Source organism: Micromonospora sp. NPDC005087, assembly GCF_042872965.1.
GTDB lineage: Bacteria > Actinomycetota > Actinomycetes > Mycobacteriales > Micromonosporaceae > Micromonospora.
On the sequence record NZ_JBIALB010000021.1, the window covers coordinates 55,808 to 77,481 of the forward strand.

Consider the following 21,674-nt stretch of genomic DNA (forward strand, 5'->3'; position numbering starts at 1 on the left):
TGGTTCCGGCTCTCCGTGCCGACCGGACCCTTGCGAGGGGTCCGGTCGGCACGAAGGCGCCTGGTTCTTTCTCAGCCCTTGAGCGCGGAGGCGACCCACTGCGACGGAATGATTTCGGCAAACGGGGGCGTGGTAGGCACCAGGCCGGTCTGCCGGTGGAAGTCCGCCGAGACGTTGTAATTGGCCTCGGTGGGTGTCGGGGCCTCCGGGATCTCCGCCTGGAGGACCGGCACGAGTGCCTGTACCGTCTGGGCGTTCATCGTCTTCTGGTACTGCTGCAGCAGTTCGCTGGCCTTTGCCGGGTCGCCGTTGATGGTCTGCTCGGCCTTGGCGATGGCGCGCAGGAACGCGGCGACGGCCTTGCCCTTTCGGTCAATGACGTCCTGGGTGGTGAAGAGGGCACCGTGGATGACGTCCTTGAGAGCAGGGACGTCACCGCGAGCGGGCGAGATGTAGACACGACCGACACCGGTCGCCACGGCCTGCTGCCCGATCGGCTGGAAGAACGACAGGGCGTCGACCCGGCCGGCCTTAAGCGCACCGATCGCGGCGGACGCGTCGGCGCCGAGGTTGACCAGGGTCCCGTCCCTCTTGGGGTCCAAGTTCGCCTGCTTGAACAGGTAGTTCACCAGCGCCTCGGTGCCGCTGCCCGGCCCGGTCATGCCGATCTTCTTGCCGCGCAGGGCCTGGATCCGCTCGGCCAGCGGCGCGGAGTCGCCGGCGCTCGGGATCCCCGAGCCGACGATGATGTCGACGTAGTAGGCGTCGACGAGGGAGCCGATCACACGCGCCTCGTTGTTGATCTTGTACAGGTTGAACGCGTCGGTCATCACGCCCCCGGCGACGTCGATGCTGCCGGACTGGACGGCCGCGGCGAGCTTGGCGCCGGTACCGAGCCTGGGCCGTTCTCCCAGGGTGAGCCCTTCGGCCTTGAAGTAGCCCTCGTGTTCGGCGACGAACAGCGGGAAGAACGCGACGGAGTCGCTGATCTGCCCGACGTTGAGGCGCATGGCGTCGGCGCCGGTGGCCGGCTCGCTACTGCCGCCCTTGTTGGCGCAGCCGGCGGCGAGCAGCGCTGCCGACACGGCGACGATGGCCCCGAGACGGCGTAACAGGGATGTTTTGGTACGGGACATGGCGGACTCTTTCGACTGGGTGGAGAGGTGACGGGACTGCTGCTCGTCCGGGCCGGGCACCGGTTGTCAGACCTCGGTGTCCAGGGGCTTCCAGCGGTTGGCCCGTTTGCCTAGGAGGTTGACGATGGCGTTCAGGACGGCGGCGATGACGCTGAGGACGACGAGGGTGGCGAACACCCCGTCGGTGTCGAACTTCGCGGACGAGTCGCTGATCAGGTATCCGAGGCCGCGGTTGGACGCGACGAGCTCACCGATGACCGCGCCGATCAGCGCGTATGGGATGGAGACCCGCAGTCCGGTCAGCAGACCGGTCATCGAGGCGGGCAGGACGACCTTGAATGCGATGTCCCGGCGGGTGCCGTTCATCAGCCGTACGGCGTCGACCAGCGCGCGGTCGACTTCGTGCACGCCGGCTGCCGTGTTCAGGAAGACCAGGAAGAACACGGTGACGGCGGCGAGCAGCACCTTCATGTCGGTGCCGATGCCGAACCAGACGATGAACAGCGGCGCCAGGGCGACCTTCGGGATGGCGTAGAGCGCCATCAGGAACGGGTCCAGGATGTCCCAGACCACTCGGACGGAGGCGATCAGGTAGGCCAGGGCGGCGCCGGATAGTGCGCCGACCAGGAAGCCGAGCACGATCTCCTGCACGGTGATCCAGGTGTTCGACCACAGCGTGCCGTCGGCGATCCAGTCGCCGAGCCGGGTGGCGATGCCCTTTGGGCTACTGACGAACTGCGGGTCGAGGACGGGTCCCGACAGTGCCTGCCAGACCACCAGCAGGGCGACGAGCAGGCCGATGCGCCATCCCCAGATCAGCGCCTTGCGGCCGTGTCGCTGGCGCCAGGAGCGCCGGGACGTCTCCCGCAGGGGGCCCGCAGGCATGGTGGTCGAGCCCACTTGCGGGGTCGTGGTAGCGCTCATCGCGCTCCCTCCTTGAGCGCCGCGGACAGCCGACGGTGCAGTTCGACGAACTGTGGATCGACCCTGATGTCGTCGGGGTCGCGCGGGCGGGGCAGGTCCACCGGCTGGTCGAGCAGGATCGTTCCGATCGGCCCGAGCACCACGACGCGGTCGGCGAGGATCAGCGCCTCCTCGATGTCGTGGGTGACGAAGACGACGGTGCGCCCGCTGCCGGACCACAGCCGCAGTAGTTCGCCCTGCAGTTCGGTGCGCAGTTGCGCGTCGAGCGCTCCGAACGGCTCGTCGAGCAGAAGCGTCTCCGGGTCGGCACAGAGCATCCGGGCCAGGCTGGCGCGCCGGCGCATGCCACCGGACAGCTCGCGTGGGTAGTGCCGCTCGAAGCCGTCCAGGCCGACGAGCTTGATCAGCTCGGCGGCGACCGCAGCCCGTTCCTTCTTGCTTTCTCCGCGCAGTTCGCGGGGCATCTGCACGTTGCGGGTGACGTCACGCCACGGCATCAGCGTGTCGTGTTGGGTCAGGTAGCCGACCTGCGTGTTGGGTCCGCGCATCGGCTTGCCGCCGTACGTGATCTGCCCGCTGGTCGGCGGGGTCAGCCCTGCGAGGAGGTTGAGCAGGGTCGACTTGCCGCAACCGCTGCGTCCCAGCAGCACCAGGAATGACCCCTGCTCGACGGTCAGGTCGACGTCGCGGAGCGCGATCAGTTCCTCGTCGTCCTTGCGGAAGTGCTTGGACAGTCCCTGCACCTCGATGACGGCGGCGCTCATGCGGTCACCGCCGACGGCGCCGCCGCGACGCGGCGGGTGTTCGTCACTGCCATCACGTGTACCTCGTCCTCGGTGAACCCGGCCTCGAGCAGACGGTCGGCCAGCAGCGCGAGGCCGTCTTCCACGGGGGGGTTGAACGGCTGGCCGAGGTCGGAGGAGAGCAGCGAGTGCTCGGGGCCGACCTGGCGGATGTGGTCGAACAGCGTGTCCCAGCGGACCTTTCCGGTGTACGGGGTGGTGAAGCAGCGTTCCATCAGCGCGCCCCGCTCGGCCAGGTGCCGCTGCACCTGGACCGACAGTCGCTGGGAGGTGAACTCAGGGTGGGTGACGACGATGCGCCGCACCCCGAGGTCGGCGGCCGCGTCGACGACCGTGGTGATTTCGTCACCGGACAGGTGCCCGGTTGCCAGCACCATGTCGTGCTTGGCTATGACGCTCAGCACCTCTCGTAGCGCCGGCACGATCGCGCCGTCGGAGTCGACGACGTCGATCGCCGGGGCCATGATGCCCTGCTCGGCCAGGTCGGCCTGCAGTTGCGCCCACATCGGCGGGGTGGCGCCCTCCGGCTCGCAGGCCTGGCACTCCCGCTGGTTGGCGCAGTCCACGGTGGGCAGCCAGACGATCCGCGCGCCCTGCCGGCCCGCGATCTCCACTGCCACCGGGTTGAGTCCGCCGACCGAGCCGTTCAGCGTGAGAGCGCCGAGCACGTCCACCCCGGGTACGGCGTTCCGCACCACTTCGGCCCGCTCGGCAGTGGGCACGTAATGGGATTTCAGTACGAAGCCCGCCAGGCCGACCTCGGCGAACCGGCGCGCCAACGAGACGTCGTCGATGCGCCGGCGCATCACGTCCGGCGCGACGTGGATGTGTGTGTCGTACGCCCCGGCGACGAGTTCACGGGCTCGGGCCGAGGGGGTGGGATGGTTAGTCACGGAGCCTCCAAGGGGCATCTGGCCCGCGACGTACGCGCCGCGGTGGCTGGTCGAGCTGGGGTGATGGGGATCGCGATTCAGAAGTGGACGAGGTCGGGTCGAGGGCCGCGGTGCTGCGCGCGGGCGGACGTCATCTCGCGTAGGGTGTCGGCGACGTGGGACAGGTGGTAGCGCATCGCGGCCTCGGCGGCGTCCGGGTCAGCCGTCTCGATGGCGTCGACGATCCGGGTGTGCTCGACGAAGGACCGGGCGGACCGTCCGGGAACCAGCACCGTGCGATATTGGAAGCGCACCATCTGCGCCTTGAGCCCGGCGATGAGCCGAGTGGCCGTCTGATGCCGGGACGCCTCGATGATCTTCGCGTGCATCCGGGCGTTGCCGTCCGAGTACGCCAGCAGGTCGCCCGCCTTCAGGCAGGCCGACATCTGCGCGAGCGTCTCGCGCATGAACGCGACCTCCGCCGGCGTGGCATGCAGAGCGGCCTCGCGGGCAGCGAGTGCCTCGAGCGCGCCGCGCGCCTGGGTGATCTCCAGGGCCTCGGTCTCGGTCACCATTCGCACCCGGGCTCCGCGGTTCGGCTCGTGGACCACGAGCCCCTCCTGCTCGAGTCGGGCGAGCACGGTGCGGACCGCGGTGCGGCCCACCCCGAGCGTGACGGCCAGGTCGACCTCGACCAGCCGCTGGTTGGGCATCAGCCGCCCCCTGACGATGTCCTCGCGCAGTCTCGCGTACGCCTCGTCGGCGGCCATCCGCCCGCGGCCATTGCGGCCGACGGTCGTCGGCACCGACTGCGGCGGTGGCATGGCGTCCACGACGGCTCCTTCCATCAGCTTTGGGATCAAGCGGGGAGACGAGGCCCTCAACGGTTCCTGGCCTTCAGCGCCGCATCCAGTCGCGGGTAGACCCGGCGGGCGTTGCGCTCGTAGACCTTCTCCCGGTCGCCCGGCGCCAGGTGCAGCGCGTCCACGTACCGCAGGGTGTCGTCGAAGTGGTGGCCGGTCTGCGGATCGATGCCCCGGACCGCGCCGACCATCTCGGAGCCGAACAGGATGTTGTCGACGCCGATGACGCTGAAGAGCAGGTCGATGCCGGGCTGGTGGTACACGCAGGTGTCGAAGAAGACATTGTTCATGATCGACTCGTTCAGCGCGGGCCGATCGAGCATGTCCGCGAGCCCCCGGAAGCGGCCCCAGTGGTAGGGCGCCGCTCCCCCACCGTGCGGGATGACGAACCGCAGGTCTGGGAAGTCCTTGAACAGGTCCGACTGCAGGAACTGCATGAACGCGGTGGTGTCGGCGTTGAGGTAGTGCGACCCGGTGGCGTGGAAGTTTGCGTTGGTCACCGCCGACACGTGCACCATTGCCGGCACCTGCAGCTCCACCATCGCCTCGTAGAACGGGTACCAGCTGCGGTCGGTCAGCGGCGGAGATGTCCAGTGGCCGCCGCTGGCATCGGGGTTGAGGTTGCATCCCACGAACCCGAGCTCCAGCACACAGCGTCGCATCTCCGCGACCGAGTGCGAGATGGGTACTCCGGGTGACTGCGGGAGCTGGCAGACCCCGATGAAGTTGTCCGGGTACAGCTCGACCACGCGCGCGATGAGGTCGTTGGAGACCTGTGCCCAGCGGCTGCTGACGGCCTCGTCACCGAAGTGATGGCCCATGGCCGAGGCACGCGGCGAGAAGATGGTCAGGTCGATCCCGCGCTCGGCCATCAGCCGCAGCTGGCTTCCCTCGATCGTCTCGCGGATCTCGTCGTCCGAGATGGCGGGGTAGGCCGGCGGTTCTTCGCCGGCACCGAAGGCCGCCTGCTGCGCCTCTCGCCACGACGTGTGCGCCTGCGGCGCGGTCGTGTAGTGGCCATGGCAGTCGATGATCACTTGTTCCAGGGCTCCTTGGGATCGGCTGATCGGCAGAATCAGCTCCGTTGCTCCGTTCACCGGCAGGCGATGTGATGCGGAGCCTGATGGCCTCCCGCGCGTCACGGCTCGCGAATTGCCGCTCGGCAACTGTGACCGTAACCACCACGCAACATTGTCGCAATAGCTGTCGAGCAGATTGTCGACAATTTTTCCCACAGCCTCCACAGAGGCCCTATACTCATCCGCGACTGAGGAGGTCCGGATTGGCCAAGACTCCCCGTGAGGGTGGCGTCGCCACGAAACTGGCGGCCGACGCACTGCGCGCCGCGCTGATGAACGGCGATCTCGCGCCCGGACAGCGGCTGGTGGAGGCAGAACTCGCCGAGTCGTTCAACGTCAGCCGCGCCAGTCTCCGCGCAGCGCTGTTCGACCTGGCCGCCGAGGGACTGGTCGAGCGCATCCCGAACCGCGGCGCCCGCGTGCGGGTCGTCTCCGTGGCCGAGGCGGTGGCGATCACCGAGTGCCGCATGGTCATCGAGGGCCTGTGTGCCGCCAAGGCGGCGGAACGGGTCACCGACGAGCAGATCGCCGTACTGACCGATCTCGGCGACCGGATGCAGCGTGCGGTCGCGGACGGCGATCCGATGAAGTACTCGGCGCTCAACCGGGAACTCCACCGCCTCGTACGCGAGTACGCGGCGCAGCCGGTGGCCTCGGGGCTGCTCGACCGGCTCAACGGTCAGCTGGTTCGACACCAGTTCCGGCTCGCGCTGCGCGCCGGTCGCCCGCAGGTCTCCCTCCGGGAGCACCTCGCGATCATCGACGCGATCGCACGCCGCGAACCCGCCGACGCGGAGGTCGCCGCGCGCGCACACCTGACCAGCGTCATCACGGCGCTGCAGCAGGCCGACGCCGAGTAGAGCCGGGCGGACCACCGACCGCCTGGCCGGCATCGGCGGGGCTATCGCCCGCCGTTGTCGCGCAGGTCGAGGAGCAGGTCGCGCGTCGCCGCACTGATCCGCGGCGGGACCCCCAGCTCCTCGAGCTGCTCGGTGGCAGCGGTCATCTCGTCCGCGCGCCGACGGGCGTGCTGGTGGGTCCCGTCAATCAACCTGTCGACGGTGCGCTGGTCGAAGCCGGCAAGCTCGGCGCTGATGTTGTCGCGCAGCCAGTCGGCGCAGCCTGCTGCCTCCGCGGCGGCCAGCGCTTCCACCACCGCCGCGGCCAGCCCCTTGTAAAAGACGCTGCGGAGCAGCTTGCGCGAGATGGCCCCGCCCGCAGGCCCCGGCTGGATCGCTACCTCCGCACCAAAGCCGGACAGGATGGCCGCGTACCGGTCGGCGGCGTCGCCGGCCACCAGCATGGGAGTATGCAGCCCCTTGCCAGGCACCGGCGCCATCAGCGCGACGTCGACGACCGGGATGGGCGCCCCGGCCGCCTCCGCGAGCGCCGCCTTGAGACCCGGCGAAGCGGTGTTGAGGTCGGCCCAGATCGTCCCCGGTCGTAGGGCAGGCAACGCGTTGCGCAGCGCATCCATCGCGTCGTGGGAGCTGTTGACACTGAGCACCAAATCGGCGTCGCGCACCGCGTCGGCCTCGTCGGCCCGCGGGTCGACGCCGTCGGCCGGCGTCACCTTCGGGTCGTAGCCCCGGACGTCGGCGCCGGCCGCTATCAGATCGCGGGCGATCTCCGAACCGGCCTCCCCGAGTCCGAGGACGGCGATGCGGATGGCCGTGCAGGCCTCGGCGTGAGCGGTCTCGTGCAGCGGGGGCATGCTGTCTCCATGTGGTCGATGAACGCAGGAATCACGGGTGGGGAGGAAAACTCAAGCGCGGGGGAAGGCGGTGCCCTCGAAGAGCTTGCGGGCAGTGCGTACGACGCCTGAGCGGACGACCCGCGGTGGGGAGACCCCGGCGTCGACTGTCACGTCCACGAGCAGGTGGCCGGTCGGGTGCTCCACATCTACCTGCGCGCGGTCGGCCGGCCAGCCCGCGGTGAGCTCGTGACCGACCGCGCCCGGCAGCAGCATGCCGGTGACGACGCTGACCGCGGCCAGCACGCCGATCGAGGTGTGCGGCTGGACGGGGATGAACGACCGGGTGCAGACCTGGCCGCCGTCGCGTGCGGCGGCGACCAGCGCCGTCTTCGGTACAGAGGACTGGCTCACGTCCCCGAGCCCCATGAGTGCACCGGCTTTGATACGGATGGCGTCGATGCGCTCGAGCAGCGCGGCGTCGGCGGCCAACTGCTCGTGCGTCTCCTGACCGGTCAGGCCGAACGACTCGGCCAGCGCCACGACCAGCGGCATGCCGTTGTCGACGCAGGTCACGTCGATACCGTCGATCGAGTCCCGGACATTGGCGGTCGGCAGCAGTCTGCCCGTCGCTGACCCCGCCGTGTCGGTGAAGGCGAGAATGATCGGCGCCGCGGTGCCGGGAACCCCAGCGATCGCAACGTCGCCACGGTACTCGGGACGGCCACCTGGCGTCGGGAAGGTGGCCACCGCGACGCTGTCGGAGTTGACCATCCGGATCCGCACGCTGGTCTCGTGGAGTCCAGCCGGAACCAGTCCGCGCTCGACGGCGAAGGGTCCCACGCCAGCCAGAATGTTGCCGCAGTTCTGCCGGTCGTTGACCGTCGCGGTGTCGACGCCGAGCTGGAGGAACAGGTAGTCGACGTCCGCGTCCGGGCTCGCCGACCGGCTCACGACGGCGACCTTGCTGGTGAGCGAGGTGCTGCCGCCGAGGCCGTCGATCTGGCGCGGATCGGGGGTGCCCATCAACCGCAGCAGCAGATCGTCCCGCTCGGCCGGGTCGGCCGGCAGGTCAGCAGCCTCGAAGTACAGACCGCGGGAGGTGCCGCCGCGCATCATGGTGCAGCGCACCCCGATGTCGTCGTAGCTCACCGCTCACCCTGGACATACTCGTCGTAGGAGACGTACTCGATGCCGAAGTCCTTGAGCTTGTCGCGTAGCCCGTAGCGGTCCAGGCCCAGCTGGCCCTGCTCGAAGGCGGCGCGGCTGGCGGCCTCCTTGTCCAACCGGGCCTGCGCGGCGGTCAGCGCCCGGGGCACGTCGCCCCTGGGTACGACCATGACGCCGTCGTCGTCCGCGACGATCACGTCGCCGGGATGCACGGTCTGCCCTCCGAGGACGATCGGTACGTTCACCGAGCCGGCCGTGGCCTTGACCGAGCCCTGCGCGCTGACCGCCCGCGACCACGCCGGAAACCCCATCTCACGCAGCTCCGCGACGTCGCGCACACCGCTGGCGAGCACCACTCCACGGACACCGCGCTTGGCCAAGGCGGTGGCGAACAGCTCACCGAACAGTCCGTCGGTGGACGGCGAGTTGGTCGCGACCACCAGAACGTCACCGGGCCGACACTGCTCCACCGCGACGTGGATCATCAGGTTGTCCCCGGGCCAGCACAGGGCGGTGACGGCGGTACCGCCGACGCGCGCGCCCGGCCACGCGGGCCGGAACTCGGGACTCAGATAACCGACACGGCCCAGCGCCTCGTGCACGGTGGCGACACCGTACCCGCCCAGACGCTCCGCGTCGCCGACGTCGGCGCGCGGTGGATCGGTGACGACGACAGTCCTCATGCGAGGGTCTCCTTCTCCAGTAGGAACATCAGGCGCTCTTCTCGCTCCGGGCGACGACCACGCTGCTCAGGTGGATCCGGGCCGCCGCCTCCGCAGACTCCGGATCCCGCCGTGGTTGCCTCCAGGACGGCCGTGAGGCCGGCCAGCGAGACCTGCGGCCGCCCGGGCCGCAGCGACAGCCGGAACTGGTGGAGGACGATCTGCGCCTGGAGGCGCTCGATGAGCGCGGCCGCCGTGGGCTGGCGCACGGCCTGACGGATCAGCCGGTGCAACTCCTGGATGAGCGCCGAGTTGCGCATCAGTTCGCCCGCCTGCACGGCCTCTCGCATCGGGCCGACATGGGCGCGCCGTTCGGCTACCTCAGCGTCCGTGGCGTGCTGCGCGGCCTTCGCCACGGCCAGGCCCTCAAGCGCCATCCGACACTCGGTGATCGCCACCGCCTTTGCGGCAGAAACCGTGCGCACACGGGCGCCCCGATTGGGGATCCGCTCGACCAACCCTTCGGCCACCAGGGAGTCCAGGGCGAGCCGGACGGCATTGCCGGAGGCACCGAGCAGGCTCACGAGGTCAGCCTCGATTAGCCGCTGACCCGGGACCAGCTCGCCGCTCGTGATCGCTTCGCGCAACCACACCTGGGCCGCCTGCCGGCCGGCGGTCTCGCCGCTGACAGTCGTCTCCACGGCCCTCCCCCAGCAGATCCTGCGTCGACGCTAGGAGGTTGGCGACAGGATTGTCAACTCTTTTGTTGAAACACCGCACTCCACCGGCTAGTACTCCAGCCGGGGATCGTGATCATGGCTCGATGAGGGCTTGTCGGGTGTAGTGGCTGGCCTTGGCTCGCGCTTGGTGACGGCGCCGGCGGATGGACCAGAGCAGCGGGTCGTAGCGGCGGCGGGCGCGTTCGATGATCAGGATGTTGAACAGGTGGCGTAGCTCGTTGACGGTCAGCGGGATCAGCCCGACCGGGTGGTAGCGGTGGCGGTGGCCGGCGGTCGCGGCGGCGAGGAAGGCGTGGGCGAGGATCGCGAGGGTGGTCCAGCGGTGCCAGGAGGTCCAGCGGCGCTTCTGGTGCTGGTCCAGGCCGAGTCCGGACGCCTCGCCGGGCCGGCGCGCGTTCTCCCTCCTCCACGAGTTGCGGGTTTGTGAGGCCGTCCGGGTCACTCACCCGGACCTCAATCTCATTCACGAGAAGGAACCGGACGGTGGGGAGCGAGTGGAGCGGGGTCGAACCGCGGCAGGAGCCTCCGGTTGAGGGCGGGCCGCCGGAGGTGGTCGTCTTCGAGGTGGCCACCGCGAGGGGTGGGCCGGCGCACAGCTGCGTTACGTCGGCGGGCCGATGCAACGCCCGGGCGAGAGGCCAGACACCGGGAACCGATCCGACTCACCATGAGCTCTACAGATGCGTCCGGTCTCGAGTGGTACCAGTACCACAGGACGACGGCACGCTGCGCCGCTTGGTCGCCGATGACACGGTCTGGGACAAGCTTCTAGGGCTGTCGAGGGCGGTGCGGTGGCGTCTTCGCGGGAGACGGGCGCGGCAGCGGGCGATGGCCGCCACCGAGCGGAGGCACCCGAGGATCGGTGACGACCTTGCCCAGGCGTTGGTTAACACCGACACATGATCTTCGGACCACTGTCGCCCGGCGAGACCCCGGGGCGGGATGCAGACTTCCAAGGGGCGACTGACTTACGGTGTGTCGTCGAGGGGGCCGTTGCTCATTCACGATAATGCCGGGGACGGGAGTGATCAGCACGCCCGCGATCCTCCCCCGCACGGTGTCCGCACACCAGCACGGGCATTCGTTGATGCGGATCTTCGCCCGCGCCGCGCCGGCGGTCTTGCACGATGACCTTGGGGGTGAAGATGAGGAGCGTTCACAACCTGGGCGGGCAGTGAGTCCTACCCGGCACCGGGCCACCGGTCCGGTGTTGCGCCGGCCGGTGGTGCCGATGCTCGCCGCGCCCGTCGACCAGGTCCCCGAGGGCCCCCGATGCTACGCGGACCGTCACTGGCCAGTGGACTCCAGTTGGCCGAAGGCCATACTCCACCACGACTCCGGGTCGGTGAACGCGGACGGGTCCACCCTCATCAGGTCGGCGCGGATCGCGGCGGCGCGGGCCGCGCGCTCCCGGCCGCCCGGGTCGTTCTCCATCAATTGCCCGAGGCGGTACAGGAACTCGACGAACGCCGCGAACGTCCCGTTGACCTGCTCGAAGTTCGGCGACTCCAGGTCCAGCAGCGCGACGCTGCCGGTCAGCGTGTCCAGGCAGAACAGCAGGTGGCCGTCCTCGGGGGAACTGCCCAGCACGAGGTAGGTGCGCGGCCCGGCGTCGCCGATCTCGATGCGCAGCTTTGAGAACAGCTCCATGCCTTCGACGGCGACGTCGACAGTGAACAGGATCGGTACGTCCATCGGGAAGGCGCCGTTGGGCGGGAAGATCTCCGGCCGGATCGGGCCGAGGACGTCATCGAACCTGTCGACCGGAAAATGCAGCACGCCGTCGGCGCCCCACAGGCCGACGAGCTGCTCGTACGTGGCGGTCAATCGTCCGGCTCCTCGTCGTCCTCGTCTTCGGCGGTCAGCCCGTGCTCGTCGAGGAACTCCCACCACTCGTCGTCGGGTGCGACATCGACGTACAGGGGGCCGAACACGTAGCCGGCGAGAAAGTACTCGAGGTTCGGCATCAGCTCCTCGAACTCCTCCCGGGCGTAGAAGGGGTCGCCGCTGGTCCGCGGGAACCACCAGATCGCCCCGGTGTCGCGCCGCAGCAGCAGCGGCTCCCGGGCCAGGTCACCCAGGTAGTACCACTCGGCGGGCTCCTCGGCCACGCCGGTGAACTCAGGCATGCTGCCGAGCATGCCCCGCCGGTAGTCGACGTCGGCGGTGCCCCACAGTTCGAAGTCGCCGGCCCGGACGCCGTCGGCGACCTCTAGCAGCTCGCGGACCGGCTGCGGCACCTCGGCGGGGATCGTGTGGGCTGGCGCGCCCTGGCCGATCTGCGCCCACAGCAAGGTCGCGGGCTGGTCTGCCTCCAGATCGGCGCGCAACTCCACGATGAGTTCCCGCAGGTCGGGGTTCAAGGAATCACCTCTATTCGGATCGGCGTTCCGTCCGGCAGCTTCTGGATCTCCTGCCAGATCTCCCAGCCCATGTCCTGGTTCGTATGGGAGTCCAGAAGCCTCAGATTATCGACGGTGTCCGGACCGCCCAGTTGCGGATCCCAGACATGATCGGCGTCGAGCCGGCGCAGGCGGGCGAGAAGCTTGTTCGCCATGGCTTTGCCCTCCTCGGTGGCTTTGCCGCCCGGCGGCCAGTACTTGGCGAAAATCGCTTGCCGGATGCGTTCGCGGTACGCCTTGGTGAGCTCAGGGTCCTTGTCGAGGGGGTTTGCCTGCTTGAACAGCTTGCCCTCGTCACTGAGCTTCTTCAGCGCGTTGACCTTGCGGTCGAAGGGTCCCTTCTTGTACGACGGCTTGCGCTTGATCTTGAGGACGAATTCAGGCAGGTCGTTGTTGCGGGTCACCGGCGGCGCGGGAATCCGCTTCTTCGGCTTCTTGGCGGCGGCCTCGACCGCCTTGCCGACCAGCTTGCCGACCTTCGCCTTCGGCACGCCGCCGCGTGACTTCGAGCCCTTCGGCTTGGGGCTAGGCATCCATCAGCTCCGAGAGGACCTGGTCGATCAGCAGGCCGACGATCTCCCGCGTGATCATCTGGAAGATCGGGATCTCGGCGAGTGACGCACCGAAGGTGGCGACCGCGGTCGCGATGGCCTGCGCCACCTGGAACGCCAGAATCGCGAGTTGCACGATCACCTGGATCTTCAGGGCCAGCACAATCGCCGCACAGATGATCAGACCGGTGCCCACCAGCATCGCCGCCTGGGCGTAGTCCGGCAGCGTGCCCGGCCCGCTCTCGGCGTCCGTCCACCACCTCTGGAACGCCTGCAACGACTCACCGCTGTGCTGCGACCAGACTGCGGTCGCGGCCGACCCCGCTTGGCCCGCGGTGGTTGCGACGGTGCCGCCGAACTCGATCCAAGCCTGGCCCATCTCGAAGAGCTTCTCCTCGTCGGCCTCGGGCCATGTGTACCCGATCCAACCCAACGCGGTGATCAGCTCACCCGGCAACTGGAGTCCCATGCCGTCAGCCCAGCTGTCCGTGGAGGGCCTGGATCATGCCGGCCGTGTCCTGCTCGGCGGCCTCGTAGTTGTCGGCCATCAGCGTCAGGTCACTGCCCGCCGATCCGATCTCCTCGGCCGCCTCGCCGATGCAGTCGAGCACCCAGGCCGCGACCGCGGTGTACGCGACGCCGATCAACGACCCGATGTCGTCAGCGCCCCACGGCTCGCCGAACCCCTGCATCTGCGACTCGAAACTCTCCAGCTCACCAATGAACCCCTGGGCGACGCCGATCACGGCGTCCCCGCCGGACCGCAGCAACGCCGGATCGACCTCGAAGCCGCTCACCGCGAGCCTCCCCGCGGCATCCGCGTCTGCGCGTCGGTTAGCGCCTGCACGAACGCGCCCAGCCGCGGTACCGCCGTGTCCCGAATTTCCTGCAACTGCTCGGTGAGCTGCGACAGATCCCCGGCCGCCGGCACCGGCGCGGCGGCTCCGCGCATCGCGTCGATCCCCGCGTTCACCGCCTGGATGACGTGGTCGCCGACCTGCCCGGAGCCCAGCCGCATCAGCCGCCGGTCCCGGCTCAGCGCCGCCAACCCGCCGTTCGGGCCGAACTCGGCCTGCACCAGCCCGTTCGCCGATCCGCCGGTCCGCCGGCGGCGCGCGGTCTCCTCATCCTCCGGCTCAGGACTGGCAACCCGCAGCGCACCGACCGTCGCGTCCAGCATGCGGGCGAACTCTCCGCCCGCCGATTGATTCATTGGCATGCGTCCTCCCCGTTTGACCGGAGAATACAACCGAGTCGTCCTTTGTCGATGCCCGCTCAGGCGAGACAGAAGTCGTACCGCATCGCTACGGATCGCGCGTGACCGACTCCGGCGAAGCGTCCGCCGCAGCTTGACGGCTCGGGGCCGACGCGTTGTTTGATCGCCCTTGCGGTGGTCCTGCTTCGGCATTACCGCTCCGCCAGCCCATGACAAGGTTGAAGCCGCCTACGCCTCTGGCGGGTTTGCCCACGCTGGCGGCAGCCCCGCGCCACGACTGGGCGCAGCCGGGCCAGTTGTCTCAGCGCCCCAGGCAGCGCCGGTGTTCGGAAGCAGGAGACAGTGGGGCCCAACGTCCCCTGCTCCCCCTCTGCTCCAAAGACAAGCCGCAAATACGGCGAAGCCCGTTACCGGCTACTCCGGCAACGGGCTTCTGACCTGCACATACTACGGCGGGCGATACTGAGATCGAACCAGTGACCTCGTCGGGGTGAATGTCGATCTCGCCTGCCGTCACGCTTCAACCGACGCCATCTGATGTCGTCGCGTGCGTCTCGGTCACCATAGAAGGTCGCCCGACGGTGGCTGGCGCACGCGCGGATCGCAGGCCGGTTCCGGCGTGCGGAACTGCGGGCTCGGGTGCGCCAGTACCTGTGCGGGTGGCCGCCGGGCTCTAGCGCAAGAACGGCTGGATCCTCGCCGAGCGGGCGGGTGAGGTGTCACCGGATGGGATGCAGCGGTTGCTGCGGTGGGCGGACTGGGATGTCGAGGCGGTCCGCGATGACGTGCGGGACTACCTGGTCGAGCACCTGGGCGACCCGCGGGGTGTGCTGATCGTCGACACACCGGCTTCCTGAAGAAGGGTGTCCCTCGGCGGGGGTGGCCCGGCAGCTTGCCGCCACCTAAGGGATGTCTCGTAACCCCGCGTCTGTCCGCTGAGGACGATCGGGCAGGATGCCGGGATGCAGGTGATCACCGCAGCCCACCCTGACTGGATATTCCCGTTCACCGGGCTGCAGCCCGCCCAGTTCCGCAAGCTAGTCCGGCTGGTCGCCGAGGTTGTGGTCAAGGCATCGCCTACGGCCGACCGGGCTGGCAATGGGCACTCGACCTCGCCGACCGGGTGCTGCTGGTGACCGCCTACTGGCGTACGAACCTGACGATGCGCCAGATCGGTCCGCTGTTCGGCGTGTCGCACTCCGCTCCCCCGCATCACCGTAGGTCAGCGCGCTGTTCCGCGTCCGACTGCGGTGAGCACTTCGGCTGCGGTGACCACTTCTCCGACCTGCTCCCAATCTGCGCCCACATGCAAGTGTCGGCTCCGCCGGCCCTGTGGATCTAACGGTTTTTCCGGCCTGACCCGCCAGGCGTTGTGCCTGTGAGGAGGGTGCCGTGACGACCGCGACACCGAACGACGGGACTGGACGCAAGAAACGACGTCCTCGTTCAACGCGGTCTCCAGGTCAGGTGGCCTTGACGAACGCCTCGGTGACGAGGGGATAGAGCTTGGCGACCATCGCCTGGGACTTCTTGAGGTCCCCGTCGCCGTCGGAGGCGTCCAGGTTGAGCACGTAGGAACCGCGCGCCATCATGATCGTGCACTGGCTGAGAGGGCCGTCGTCCGTCTGCTGGCGCTCGCAGAAGGTCACCACGTCCGGATTCGCCGGTACCCCGGCCGGGCTCCATGGCACGATCGTCGCGGTCCGGCCTTCGCCAGTCCGATACGACCGGCACGTCTGCAACACCGTTCGCAGCTCACCGATCAGCTTGCGGCCGGGCACGGTCAGGTAGCCGACGACGTGCTGGCGGATCCAGATCGGCGACTTCACCCAGCGGCGTTCGCGACCAGCGGAGGCGAGCCGATCCGACGGCAGGATGTCGCGACAGAGCGAACGCAGCCTCCAATCGTCGGAGTTCTCACTGGTGTGCTCCGCAGTCTCCTGGCGAAACGTCGACAGGTCCGCGAGCGCGAGCCGCGCCTGCCGGCCCGCCTCCTCCTTGTTCTTCGGCGCGGGTCGAGGCGGCGGCGGCGCCGGCTTGGCCGTCGGCGAAGCGGGGGCCGCCGCCGCCTGCCACCGCGCCCCGGCCGGCTCCGCGGCGCCACAGGCTGCGAGCCCGCCTACGACCAGCAGCAACAGAATGATCGGCACAACAGGGCGACGCATCGCGGGGCGTTTCCTTCCGTAGGTGGACCGGGCCCGCCCGGGGCCCCCAGTCCACCTGCGTCGCCGCGCCTCGCCGCGTTACTTCAGGCCGGCAGGTAGTCGAAGGTGTCCGGGTCGGCGCCAGGCCGGCCGCGGTCCGACGTCGACGCCAAGGCGTAATCTTCGCGGCGGAGGCCCCGCAGGTACTGCCGTTTTGCGGGGCCTCATCCAACACCGGCGAACCGGATCAGGCGTACCGGGCGCCGTGGCGCTCCATCCGCGCCCGCACCTCGACGGCGTGCTCGGCGGCGATCTCCATGTCGGCGCTGGCCGAGCGCAGCAGCCGAACCGGCGCGGCGAGGCGGGGGACCGGGCCGAGACGGCACCCGATCCCCGTCAGCCCGCTAGTTGCGGCGTGACCTCCCCGGCCGCCTCCGCAGCACGAACACGATCCCCCCGATCGAGCTACCCGCGATCGTGGCGATCGCCGGGATCGCTAGTGAGGCGGTGCTGCCCTCTCCGAGCCGCTCGCCAGCACGATCCAGAGCAACGCGCCGATGGAGATCACGGTGATGATCATCAGCGCCATGATCAGGACGTGCTCTGTGCCGCTCGTCGCGGTGGACTGGCGCCCGTCGCTGAGGTGTGGTGATGCCATCGGTGGAGGCAGCCATCCGTGTTTCTCGAACGAACGCCAGGCTGAGTCGAGCGGCGCTGACCACGTGTGCCCGAGAACCAGGTATGTCGTGGCGCACCGGGTGCCCTAGGGCGTGTTTCAGAAGTGTCGGTCGAGCCGAGCCGGAGTCCAGGCGTCGTTCGGCAAGGCGGAGCGGTGTCCGGATACCGGTGTTGTATCCGGACACCGCGACAACGCTGCCGGGCGGCGGCTGGGCCCGGCGCAGGCCGGCCAGCACTTCTGAAACACGCCCTAGCGCTCCATCCGCGCCCGGACCTCAGCAGCGTGGTTTCTCGGCGATCTCCATGTCGGCGCCGGCCGCGCGCAGCAGCTCCACGGTCGGTCCGCCGATGCCCTGCGGATCAGCCATCGCGACGCCCGCCTGGATGCCGAGCAGCCTGGGGTCGCGAGTGACCGCGTGCACTGCGGCGATGGCGTCGGCGCGGGGCTTCCCCCGGTCGGTGCCGTGACCACCGGCCGGCGACGCCGGACAGCTCCGCGAGCACCAGCCGGTCCCGGGCGGGCAGTGACGGCACATGCACCATCCGACGACCGTACCTAGCCTGCCGGAGCCGAGGTGGCGAGCCTCGGCGCGCCGCTCAGCTCGTGATCGGCGCGCAGCCGGTACGCGCAGGGCCAGTACGCCTGACAGTCGCGGCACCGCCGAGCATCGTCATCGCATTGACGATGCCTGCCGGCGATTGCCAGCCAGTTCTCCATACCCGAATCCATGGGCTACACCTACCCGGGATGCAGCCAGGGCCAACCCTTCCGTGGCTAGGTGCTCACCCCGGACGGGTTCATCTGGCCAGGACAACAACCAGCGTGGCAAGGGCACCGAGCAGCAGGGTGACTCCGCCGAACATGACGTACGGCCACCGCTCACCGGAGCGCTGCGGCTGCGGCCGAAGAGGCTGGGTCGGCAGGTTCCATGCCGGAGGTGCCGCCACCCCGTTTCGGCCGGGCCAGCGCGGCGGGGGGTTGTGCGATGTCGAGTCAGCCATCGTGCAATGCCTCCGCTGGCGCGTGGTGCTGCGCTGTTCGGCTGTCATCCGGGCGGGACTCAAGGGATCGAGCGGTCCCGCTCGGTCGAAAGGTCGCGCACCTCGGCCTTCCAGCCTTACAGGCGCTGCCCGTTTGCGCGCCGTTACACCCCCGGCGCGGCGATCATTCGCAAACCTTCCAGGGATGCAGACATGTCCGAGCTCAACCCCGCGCCGGCGCCGTCGCCCCGACCGATCGAGTCGAAGGTGAAGGCCGCGACGGTCGGCGCCGGCGGCAGCGCGGCCGTCATCACCTCGGCCGTGCTGTGGGCGATCGACGGGCTGTGGTTCAACAGCGGCGCCGCGCCGGACGTGCCGCTGCCGCTGGTCGGTGTCGTCGGCCTGGTCGTGACCGGCGTCTGCGCGTTCGTGGCCGGCTACTGGGCGAAGCACACCGCTCGGCCGGACCTCGGCCGCCCCTGATCTCCCCGCAAGACGAAGCGCCCCCGCTGGCTCCGGCCGGTGGGAGCGCTTCCTTCTGTTCGGGCTACTTCACCCGCCAGCGCGGCGGCACAGTCTCGCTCTCTGCCGCGTACTCCACAAAGACCGGCCGCTTCTTCGCGGGTACCGGGAAGGTGATCCAGCCACGAACGCACCGGCCCGGCGCCAACTCCTTCTCACCCCACGGGTACTCCGGGCCGGCGATCTGCAGCTGATATACCAGACGGTGCTGAACCAGGCCAATTCGGCCACGGACCTGTGCCGGTGGCTGCACGGTCCGACGCTGCGCCGCTTGTGGTCAAGCTTGTGGCCCCCGGCCCGGCTGCGGGCGTATGGCAGGCACGCTTCCCTGAGCTGACCACGCCGCCCCAGGCGCTGGCCGGTTCACCTCCGCCTGGCGGAGATCGGGCTGCGGGTCGCTGCCCGCTACGGGTTCGCGTTGGCCGGCGGGTACGCCGTGCAGGCCCACGGCATCCTGGACCGCCCGAGCGAGGACGTTGACCTGTTCACTGCGTGGGAGCGACGTGGCGAGTTCGCCGCAGCAGTGGACGCCGTCACGCCGCCGCTGTCTGCCTGGTGCTGCTGCTCGGCGGCGCCGTGCTCTCCAGCGGCGGACTCGACGACATCCTCGACCAGGACCAGAACCAGGACCGGCTCGACGCCATCGGCGCGGTCTACCGCCAGGGCGAGAAGGCACGCCAGGCGTTGGAGGACTCCGGAATCACGCTGCCGACGGAGCCGACCTGCGAGGACGCCTTCCACCGCACCGGTGCCGACACCGAGCGCAGCTCGGTGACTCGGCGGACCGGTGACAACAAGGAAGACACGGCGTTCGCCGAGCTGCGCAAGTTGTCGTTCATCAACGGCATCCTCGGCCGGCCGAACAACCTGCCCGCCACCCCGCTGCCCTCGACCCCGGCGGCATCGACGTCGGCGAACTGACCGACCCGCACCCCCTCCGTGAGCAAGTGCGTATGGCTAATCGACGGCTTATTTGCGGATTAAATCCGCCATAAGCGGCGCCCGAGGATCAGTGGGCGCCGATACTCTTCACCGCGCGGAAGGTCGGGGTCCGAAGGACCGCCGCTCCCGAGCCGCTCGAGGCAGTCGACCGCCAAGGGCAACGACCCCGGCCCTTCCGTCCAAACGTCAGCCGCCGGCGTTTCAGCGGATCGGTTTCGCGGCGTACGCCTTGCACCGTACCGGCTTCACGCCCGCCGCGACCGCGGATCCTGCCCTGGTCCCCAGCACCGATCGAGCTGAACCCCGGGAACAGGCTCCCGCTCACCTGACTACTGCCGGCCAACGGTGGTTCAGGCCGTGGGTACGGCCGCCTGAATCGCAGCGAGAATGGCCAGGGACTTCGCGGCCAGAGTCGACGTTTGGAGCCCGCGCATCGGTCGTAACCGGTGCTTGAGCTGACTGTGATCGGCCTCGATCGGATTGTTCGCGTGCCGCTCGACATGGTGCCAGGCCGAGGAGATCAGGTCGTCGAAGACGGCGGGGTAGACCGGCGCGGCGTCGGTGACCACCTCGGTAGGCGTCACCTTCAGCACCCGCAGGGCCTTCTGGAAGAACCGCCGGGCCGCGGCGGCGTCACGGCGGGCCGAGACGGGCACGTCGATGACCTGACCGTGCTGGTCGACCGCCCGGTAGACGTACCGCCACACCCCGTTGACCTTCACATACGTCTCGTCGACGAACCACCGATCACCCGGGGCGTAGCGAGCGAACCAGGCGGCGTCGGCCAACAGCGGGGTGAACCGCTGCACCCACCGGAACACGGTGACGTGGTCAATCTCGACACCGCGCTCAGCCAGGACCTCCTCCACGTCACGGTAGGAGAGGTTGTAACGCAGGTACCAGCGGACCGCGACGACGATCACCTCTGCGGGGAACCGGAACCCGGTGAACGCCGACTTCGGCGGCGACCAGGGACGATGACGACTCGACCGCGGAACCCGTCAAGCCTGCCTCGATCTCTCGACACGGGCAACGCAACAGACCCCATCCCGTCGATCAGGGGTCCCATCGGGGGCACAACTCCACACCCCCGATCCCGGCCGCGGTGTAGGTGGTCAGCCACTCCCCGACCTCGTCCATGTCGGTGGTCTGCGGCCTGAGGGTCAGCTGCGCGGGCGCATCCTCGAACAGCTCCGCCAGCCGGGCCCGTCGCTCGAACAGCGGCGCGTTGACCACGACCTGGCCGCCAGCGTCGGCGAGCAGATTCCATAGGATGTACTGCGCCGGGTGTTCCCGCGCCATACATCAGCAGGCTCCGGGCCGGCGGTGATCCGGCGCTGCAGCCGGGCGAAGCTGGTCCGCCCCCGCTCCCACACGATTAGCTTCCCGTCGGGGATCACCCCCTGTGGGAGGGTCTGGCGGATCGCCCGGGTGATGTCCGGGAGGTACGGCTCAGTTTCTTGCCGGCGCGCGACTTGTGAACTGGCGCGAGGGGTCGGAGGTGCGCTGGTCGGTCCGCACCCGGTTCGGGCGCAAGGGGCCAGGATTGTTATCTAAAGATCATCGGGTACAGATCCGGCCGAACCGAGCGCGAGAACGGGTGCGAAGGCAACCGAGATCTGAGCGCGATCGGGGGGTGATGCGCGTGCCCCATCCTGCCGTTGTCGATCAGTCGAGGAGGTGGCCATGGACTGGATCCGAACGAATTTGAGTCCGCTGGCGTTCGCTGCTGTCGCTCTCCTGTTCGCCCTGCCGTTCGCGGAGCTGAAGGGTGAGGCCGAGGAGTGGCGTGTGGCGGTGACCTGGACTGGTTGGGGATTGACCGTCGGTGGCGGGGGTCAGGTTCACCTGGAGACGCTGCTCTGGGATGGCAATCTTGGTCAGTACGTCATGCAGGAGGTGCCGAACGAGGCGCCGCAGATCGGTCCCGAAGAGCCCATCTACCTGCCGGGGCAACCGCTCTTCATGGTCGCCGCGCTGGGTGTCGCGGCCGGCGTGCTTGCCCGGATCCTGGCCAGTGTCAGTTCCCGCCTGGTGGTGTCGGCGGTAGCGGCGTTCGTCGCGGCGGTGGCGCTTGCGCTCGGCCTGCGGGGCGTACTGCGTCGCTTTGATCCGCCACCCTTCGACGAGGCCATGTCCGCCGTACCGGCCGTCGGGTTCTGGCTGACGGTTGGCGCCCTGGCACTGCTCGGCGTCGGCAATGAGGTGATCTCAACAAGGCCGTGCAGCGGGTTGCGGATGACACGGGCATTGCGTCCATAGCGGACAGCGCTGGATGTGGGCGTGGAGCCATCGA

The 21,674-nt window shown here is 69.1% G+C and carries 24 protein-coding genes and 6 pseudogenes; 7 read left to right on the top strand and 23 right to left on the bottom strand.

The window, feature by feature from the left end:
• Positions 1 to 71: 71 nt before the first annotated feature.
• The 6 genes from ACFYPS_RS31485 to ACFYPS_RS31510 form a co-directional block, all read right to left on the bottom strand.
• Positions 72 to 1,136 (bottom strand): ABC transporter substrate-binding protein, encoded by a 1,065-nt coding sequence (locus ACFYPS_RS31485; RefSeq protein ID WP_354967898.1) that lies wholly within the window; start codon positions 1,134 to 1,136, stop codon positions 72 to 74.
• 66 nt (positions 1,137 to 1,202) lie between these two features.
• Positions 1,203 to 2,060, bottom strand: a complete 858-nt coding sequence (locus ACFYPS_RS31490; protein ID WP_354967897.1) for an ABC transporter permease — start codon at positions 2,058 to 2,060, stop codon at positions 1,203 to 1,205.
• Complete coding sequence (locus ACFYPS_RS31495; RefSeq protein ID WP_354967896.1) at positions 2,057 to 2,824, bottom strand: ABC transporter ATP-binding protein; 768 nt, start codon at positions 2,822 to 2,824, stop codon at positions 2,057 to 2,059. Before ACFYPS_RS31495 ends, ACFYPS_RS31490 begins: the two co-directional genes overlap by 4 nt.
• Positions 2,821 to 3,756 carry a DUF6282 family protein gene (locus ACFYPS_RS31500; RefSeq protein ID WP_354967895.1) on the bottom strand — a complete coding sequence of 312 codons (936 nt, stop codon included), beginning with the start codon at positions 3,754 to 3,756 and terminating at the stop codon, positions 2,821 to 2,823. Before ACFYPS_RS31500 ends, ACFYPS_RS31495 begins: the two co-directional genes overlap by 4 nt.
• A 77-nt stretch (positions 3,757 to 3,833) precedes the next feature.
• Positions 3,834 to 4,559 carry a GntR family transcriptional regulator gene (locus ACFYPS_RS31505; protein ID WP_354967914.1) on the bottom strand — a complete coding sequence of 242 codons (726 nt, stop codon included), beginning with the start codon at positions 4,557 to 4,559 and terminating at the stop codon, positions 3,834 to 3,836.
• Positions 4,560 to 4,615: 56 nt separating this feature from the next.
• The gene (locus ACFYPS_RS31510) at positions 4,616 to 5,842 is read right to left on the bottom strand and encodes an amidohydrolase family protein (RefSeq protein WP_387329235.1); all 1,227 of its coding nucleotides are present in this window, start codon (positions 5,840 to 5,842) and stop codon (positions 4,616 to 4,618) included.
• A 38-nt stretch (positions 5,843 to 5,880) separates the two neighbouring features.
• Between ACFYPS_RS31510 and ACFYPS_RS31515 the strand changes: the two genes are divergently transcribed.
• On the top strand, positions 5,881 to 6,537 hold the full coding sequence (locus ACFYPS_RS31515; RefSeq protein ID WP_354967893.1) for a GntR family transcriptional regulator: 657 nt from the start codon (positions 5,881 to 5,883) through the stop codon (positions 6,535 to 6,537).
• Between the two features lie 41 nt (positions 6,538 to 6,578).
• On the opposite strand, the gene ACFYPS_RS31520 is transcribed toward ACFYPS_RS31515, so the two are convergent.
• The 11 genes and pseudogenes from ACFYPS_RS31520 to ACFYPS_RS31570 form a co-directional block, all read right to left on the bottom strand.
• Positions 6,579 to 7,391, bottom strand: coding sequence for a DUF1932 domain-containing protein (locus tag ACFYPS_RS31520; protein WP_387329238.1), 813 nt, complete (start codon positions 7,389 to 7,391; stop codon positions 6,579 to 6,581).
• Positions 7,392 to 7,442: 51 nt separating this feature from the next.
• Positions 7,443 to 8,522, bottom strand: a complete 1,080-nt coding sequence (locus ACFYPS_RS31525; protein ID WP_387329241.1) for a 4-oxalomesaconate tautomerase — start codon at positions 8,520 to 8,522, stop codon at positions 7,443 to 7,445.
• The gene (locus ACFYPS_RS31530; protein WP_354967890.1) at positions 8,519 to 9,223 is read right to left on the bottom strand and encodes a 4-carboxy-4-hydroxy-2-oxoadipate aldolase/oxaloacetate decarboxylase; all 705 of its coding nucleotides are present in this window, start codon (positions 9,221 to 9,223) and stop codon (positions 8,519 to 8,521) included. The genes ACFYPS_RS31525 and ACFYPS_RS31530 overlap by 4 nt, the downstream gene beginning before the upstream one ends.
• Positions 9,220 to 9,903, bottom strand: coding sequence for a GntR family transcriptional regulator (locus ACFYPS_RS31535; RefSeq protein WP_387329244.1), 684 nt, complete (start codon positions 9,901 to 9,903; stop codon positions 9,220 to 9,222). The genes ACFYPS_RS31530 and ACFYPS_RS31535 overlap by 4 nt, the downstream gene beginning before the upstream one ends.
• Positions 9,904 to 10,015: 112 nt before the next feature.
• Positions 10,016 to 10,315, bottom strand: a pseudogene (locus tag ACFYPS_RS31540) (IS701 family transposase); the annotation flags it as partial.
• 914 nt (positions 10,316 to 11,229) lie between these two features.
• The gene (locus tag ACFYPS_RS31545; protein WP_387329246.1) at positions 11,230 to 11,769 is read right to left on the bottom strand and encodes an SUKH-4 family immunity protein; all 540 of its coding nucleotides are present in this window, start codon (positions 11,767 to 11,769) and stop codon (positions 11,230 to 11,232) included.
• Entirely contained in the window at positions 11,766 to 12,305 is a 540-nt protein-coding gene (locus ACFYPS_RS31550; RefSeq protein ID WP_354967887.1) for a hypothetical protein, read from the bottom strand. Before ACFYPS_RS31550 ends, ACFYPS_RS31545 begins: the two co-directional genes overlap by 4 nt.
• On the bottom strand, positions 12,302 to 12,877 hold the full coding sequence (locus ACFYPS_RS31555; protein WP_354967886.1) for an endonuclease: 576 nt from the start codon (positions 12,875 to 12,877) through the stop codon (positions 12,302 to 12,304). The genes ACFYPS_RS31550 and ACFYPS_RS31555 overlap by 4 nt, the downstream gene beginning before the upstream one ends.
• Positions 12,870 to 13,364: a hypothetical protein gene (locus ACFYPS_RS31560; protein ID WP_354967885.1), complete on the bottom strand. Its 495-nt coding sequence runs from the start codon at positions 13,362 to 13,364 to the stop codon at positions 12,870 to 12,872. Before ACFYPS_RS31560 ends, ACFYPS_RS31555 begins: the two co-directional genes overlap by 8 nt.
• 4 nt (positions 13,365 to 13,368) lie before the next feature.
• Positions 13,369 to 13,692 carry a hypothetical protein gene (locus ACFYPS_RS31565; protein WP_354967884.1) on the bottom strand — a complete coding sequence of 108 codons (324 nt, stop codon included), beginning with the start codon at positions 13,690 to 13,692 and terminating at the stop codon, positions 13,369 to 13,371.
• Positions 13,689 to 14,114 carry a YbaB/EbfC family DNA-binding protein gene (locus tag ACFYPS_RS31570; protein ID WP_387329249.1) on the bottom strand — a complete coding sequence of 142 codons (426 nt, stop codon included), beginning with the start codon at positions 14,112 to 14,114 and terminating at the stop codon, positions 13,689 to 13,691. The genes ACFYPS_RS31565 and ACFYPS_RS31570 overlap by 4 nt, the downstream gene beginning before the upstream one ends.
• A gap of 582 nt (positions 14,115 to 14,696) precedes the next feature.
• On the opposite strand from ACFYPS_RS31570, the pseudogene ACFYPS_RS31575 reads away from it, so the two are divergent.
• Positions 14,697 to 15,014: pseudogene (locus tag ACFYPS_RS31575) on the top strand (transposase); the annotation flags it as partial.
• Positions 15,015 to 15,073: 59 nt separating this feature from the next.
• Positions 15,074 to 15,315, top strand: a pseudogene (locus tag ACFYPS_RS31580) (transposase family protein); the annotation flags it as partial.
• Positions 15,316 to 15,574: 259 nt separating this feature from the next.
• Here ACFYPS_RS31580 and ACFYPS_RS31585 read toward each other — a convergent pair.
• The 4 genes and pseudogenes from ACFYPS_RS31585 to ACFYPS_RS31600 all read right to left on the bottom strand — a co-directional run bounded on the left by ACFYPS_RS31585 (position 15,575) and on the right by ACFYPS_RS31600 (position 17,935).
• Entirely contained in the window at positions 15,575 to 16,276 is a 702-nt protein-coding gene (locus ACFYPS_RS31585; protein ID WP_387329252.1) for a hypothetical protein, read from the bottom strand.
• A gap of 475 nt (positions 16,277 to 16,751) precedes the next feature.
• Positions 16,752 to 16,913 (bottom strand): hypothetical protein, encoded by a 162-nt coding sequence (locus tag ACFYPS_RS31590; RefSeq protein WP_354967880.1) that lies wholly within the window; start codon positions 16,911 to 16,913, stop codon positions 16,752 to 16,754.
• Between the two features lie 273 nt (positions 16,914 to 17,186).
• Positions 17,187 to 17,476 (bottom strand): annotated as a pseudogene (locus ACFYPS_RS31595) (hypothetical protein); the annotation flags it as partial.
• 255 nt (positions 17,477 to 17,731) lie between these two features.
• Entirely contained in the window at positions 17,732 to 17,935 is a 204-nt protein-coding gene (locus ACFYPS_RS31600; RefSeq protein ID WP_354967879.1) for a hypothetical protein, read from the bottom strand.
• Between the two features lie 192 nt (positions 17,936 to 18,127).
• On the opposite strand from ACFYPS_RS31600, the gene ACFYPS_RS31605 reads away from it, so the two are divergent.
• From ACFYPS_RS31605 to ACFYPS_RS31615, 3 genes and pseudogenes are all read left to right on the top strand, one after another.
• Positions 18,128 to 18,397, top strand: a complete 270-nt coding sequence (locus tag ACFYPS_RS31605) for a hypothetical protein (protein ID WP_354967878.1) — start codon at positions 18,128 to 18,130, stop codon at positions 18,395 to 18,397.
• Positions 18,398 to 18,809: 412 nt separating this feature from the next.
• Positions 18,810 to 18,971, top strand: a pseudogene (locus ACFYPS_RS31610) (nucleotidyl transferase AbiEii/AbiGii toxin family protein); the annotation flags it as partial.
• Positions 18,929 to 19,357 carry a hypothetical protein gene (locus ACFYPS_RS31615; RefSeq protein WP_354967877.1) on the top strand — a complete coding sequence of 143 codons (429 nt, stop codon included), beginning with the start codon at positions 18,929 to 18,931 and terminating at the stop codon, positions 19,355 to 19,357. The pseudogene ACFYPS_RS31610 and the gene ACFYPS_RS31615, both read left to right, overlap by 43 nt.
• 401 nt (positions 19,358 to 19,758) lie before the next feature.
• Here the strand turns inward: ACFYPS_RS31615 and ACFYPS_RS31620 are convergent.
• Positions 19,759 to 20,334, bottom strand: a pseudogene (locus tag ACFYPS_RS31620) (IS6 family transposase); the annotation flags it as partial.
• A 100-nt stretch (positions 20,335 to 20,434) separates the two neighbouring features.
• Entirely contained in the window at positions 20,435 to 20,680 is a 246-nt protein-coding gene (locus ACFYPS_RS31625; protein ID WP_354967876.1) for a hypothetical protein, read from the bottom strand.
• Between the two features lie 384 nt (positions 20,681 to 21,064).
• Here ACFYPS_RS31625 and ACFYPS_RS31630 point away from each other — a divergent pair, with 384 nt between their 5' ends.
• Positions 21,065 to 21,640 (top strand): hypothetical protein, encoded by a 576-nt coding sequence (locus ACFYPS_RS31630; RefSeq protein ID WP_387329257.1) that lies wholly within the window; start codon positions 21,065 to 21,067, stop codon positions 21,638 to 21,640.
• Positions 21,641 to 21,674: the final 34 nt, after the last annotated feature.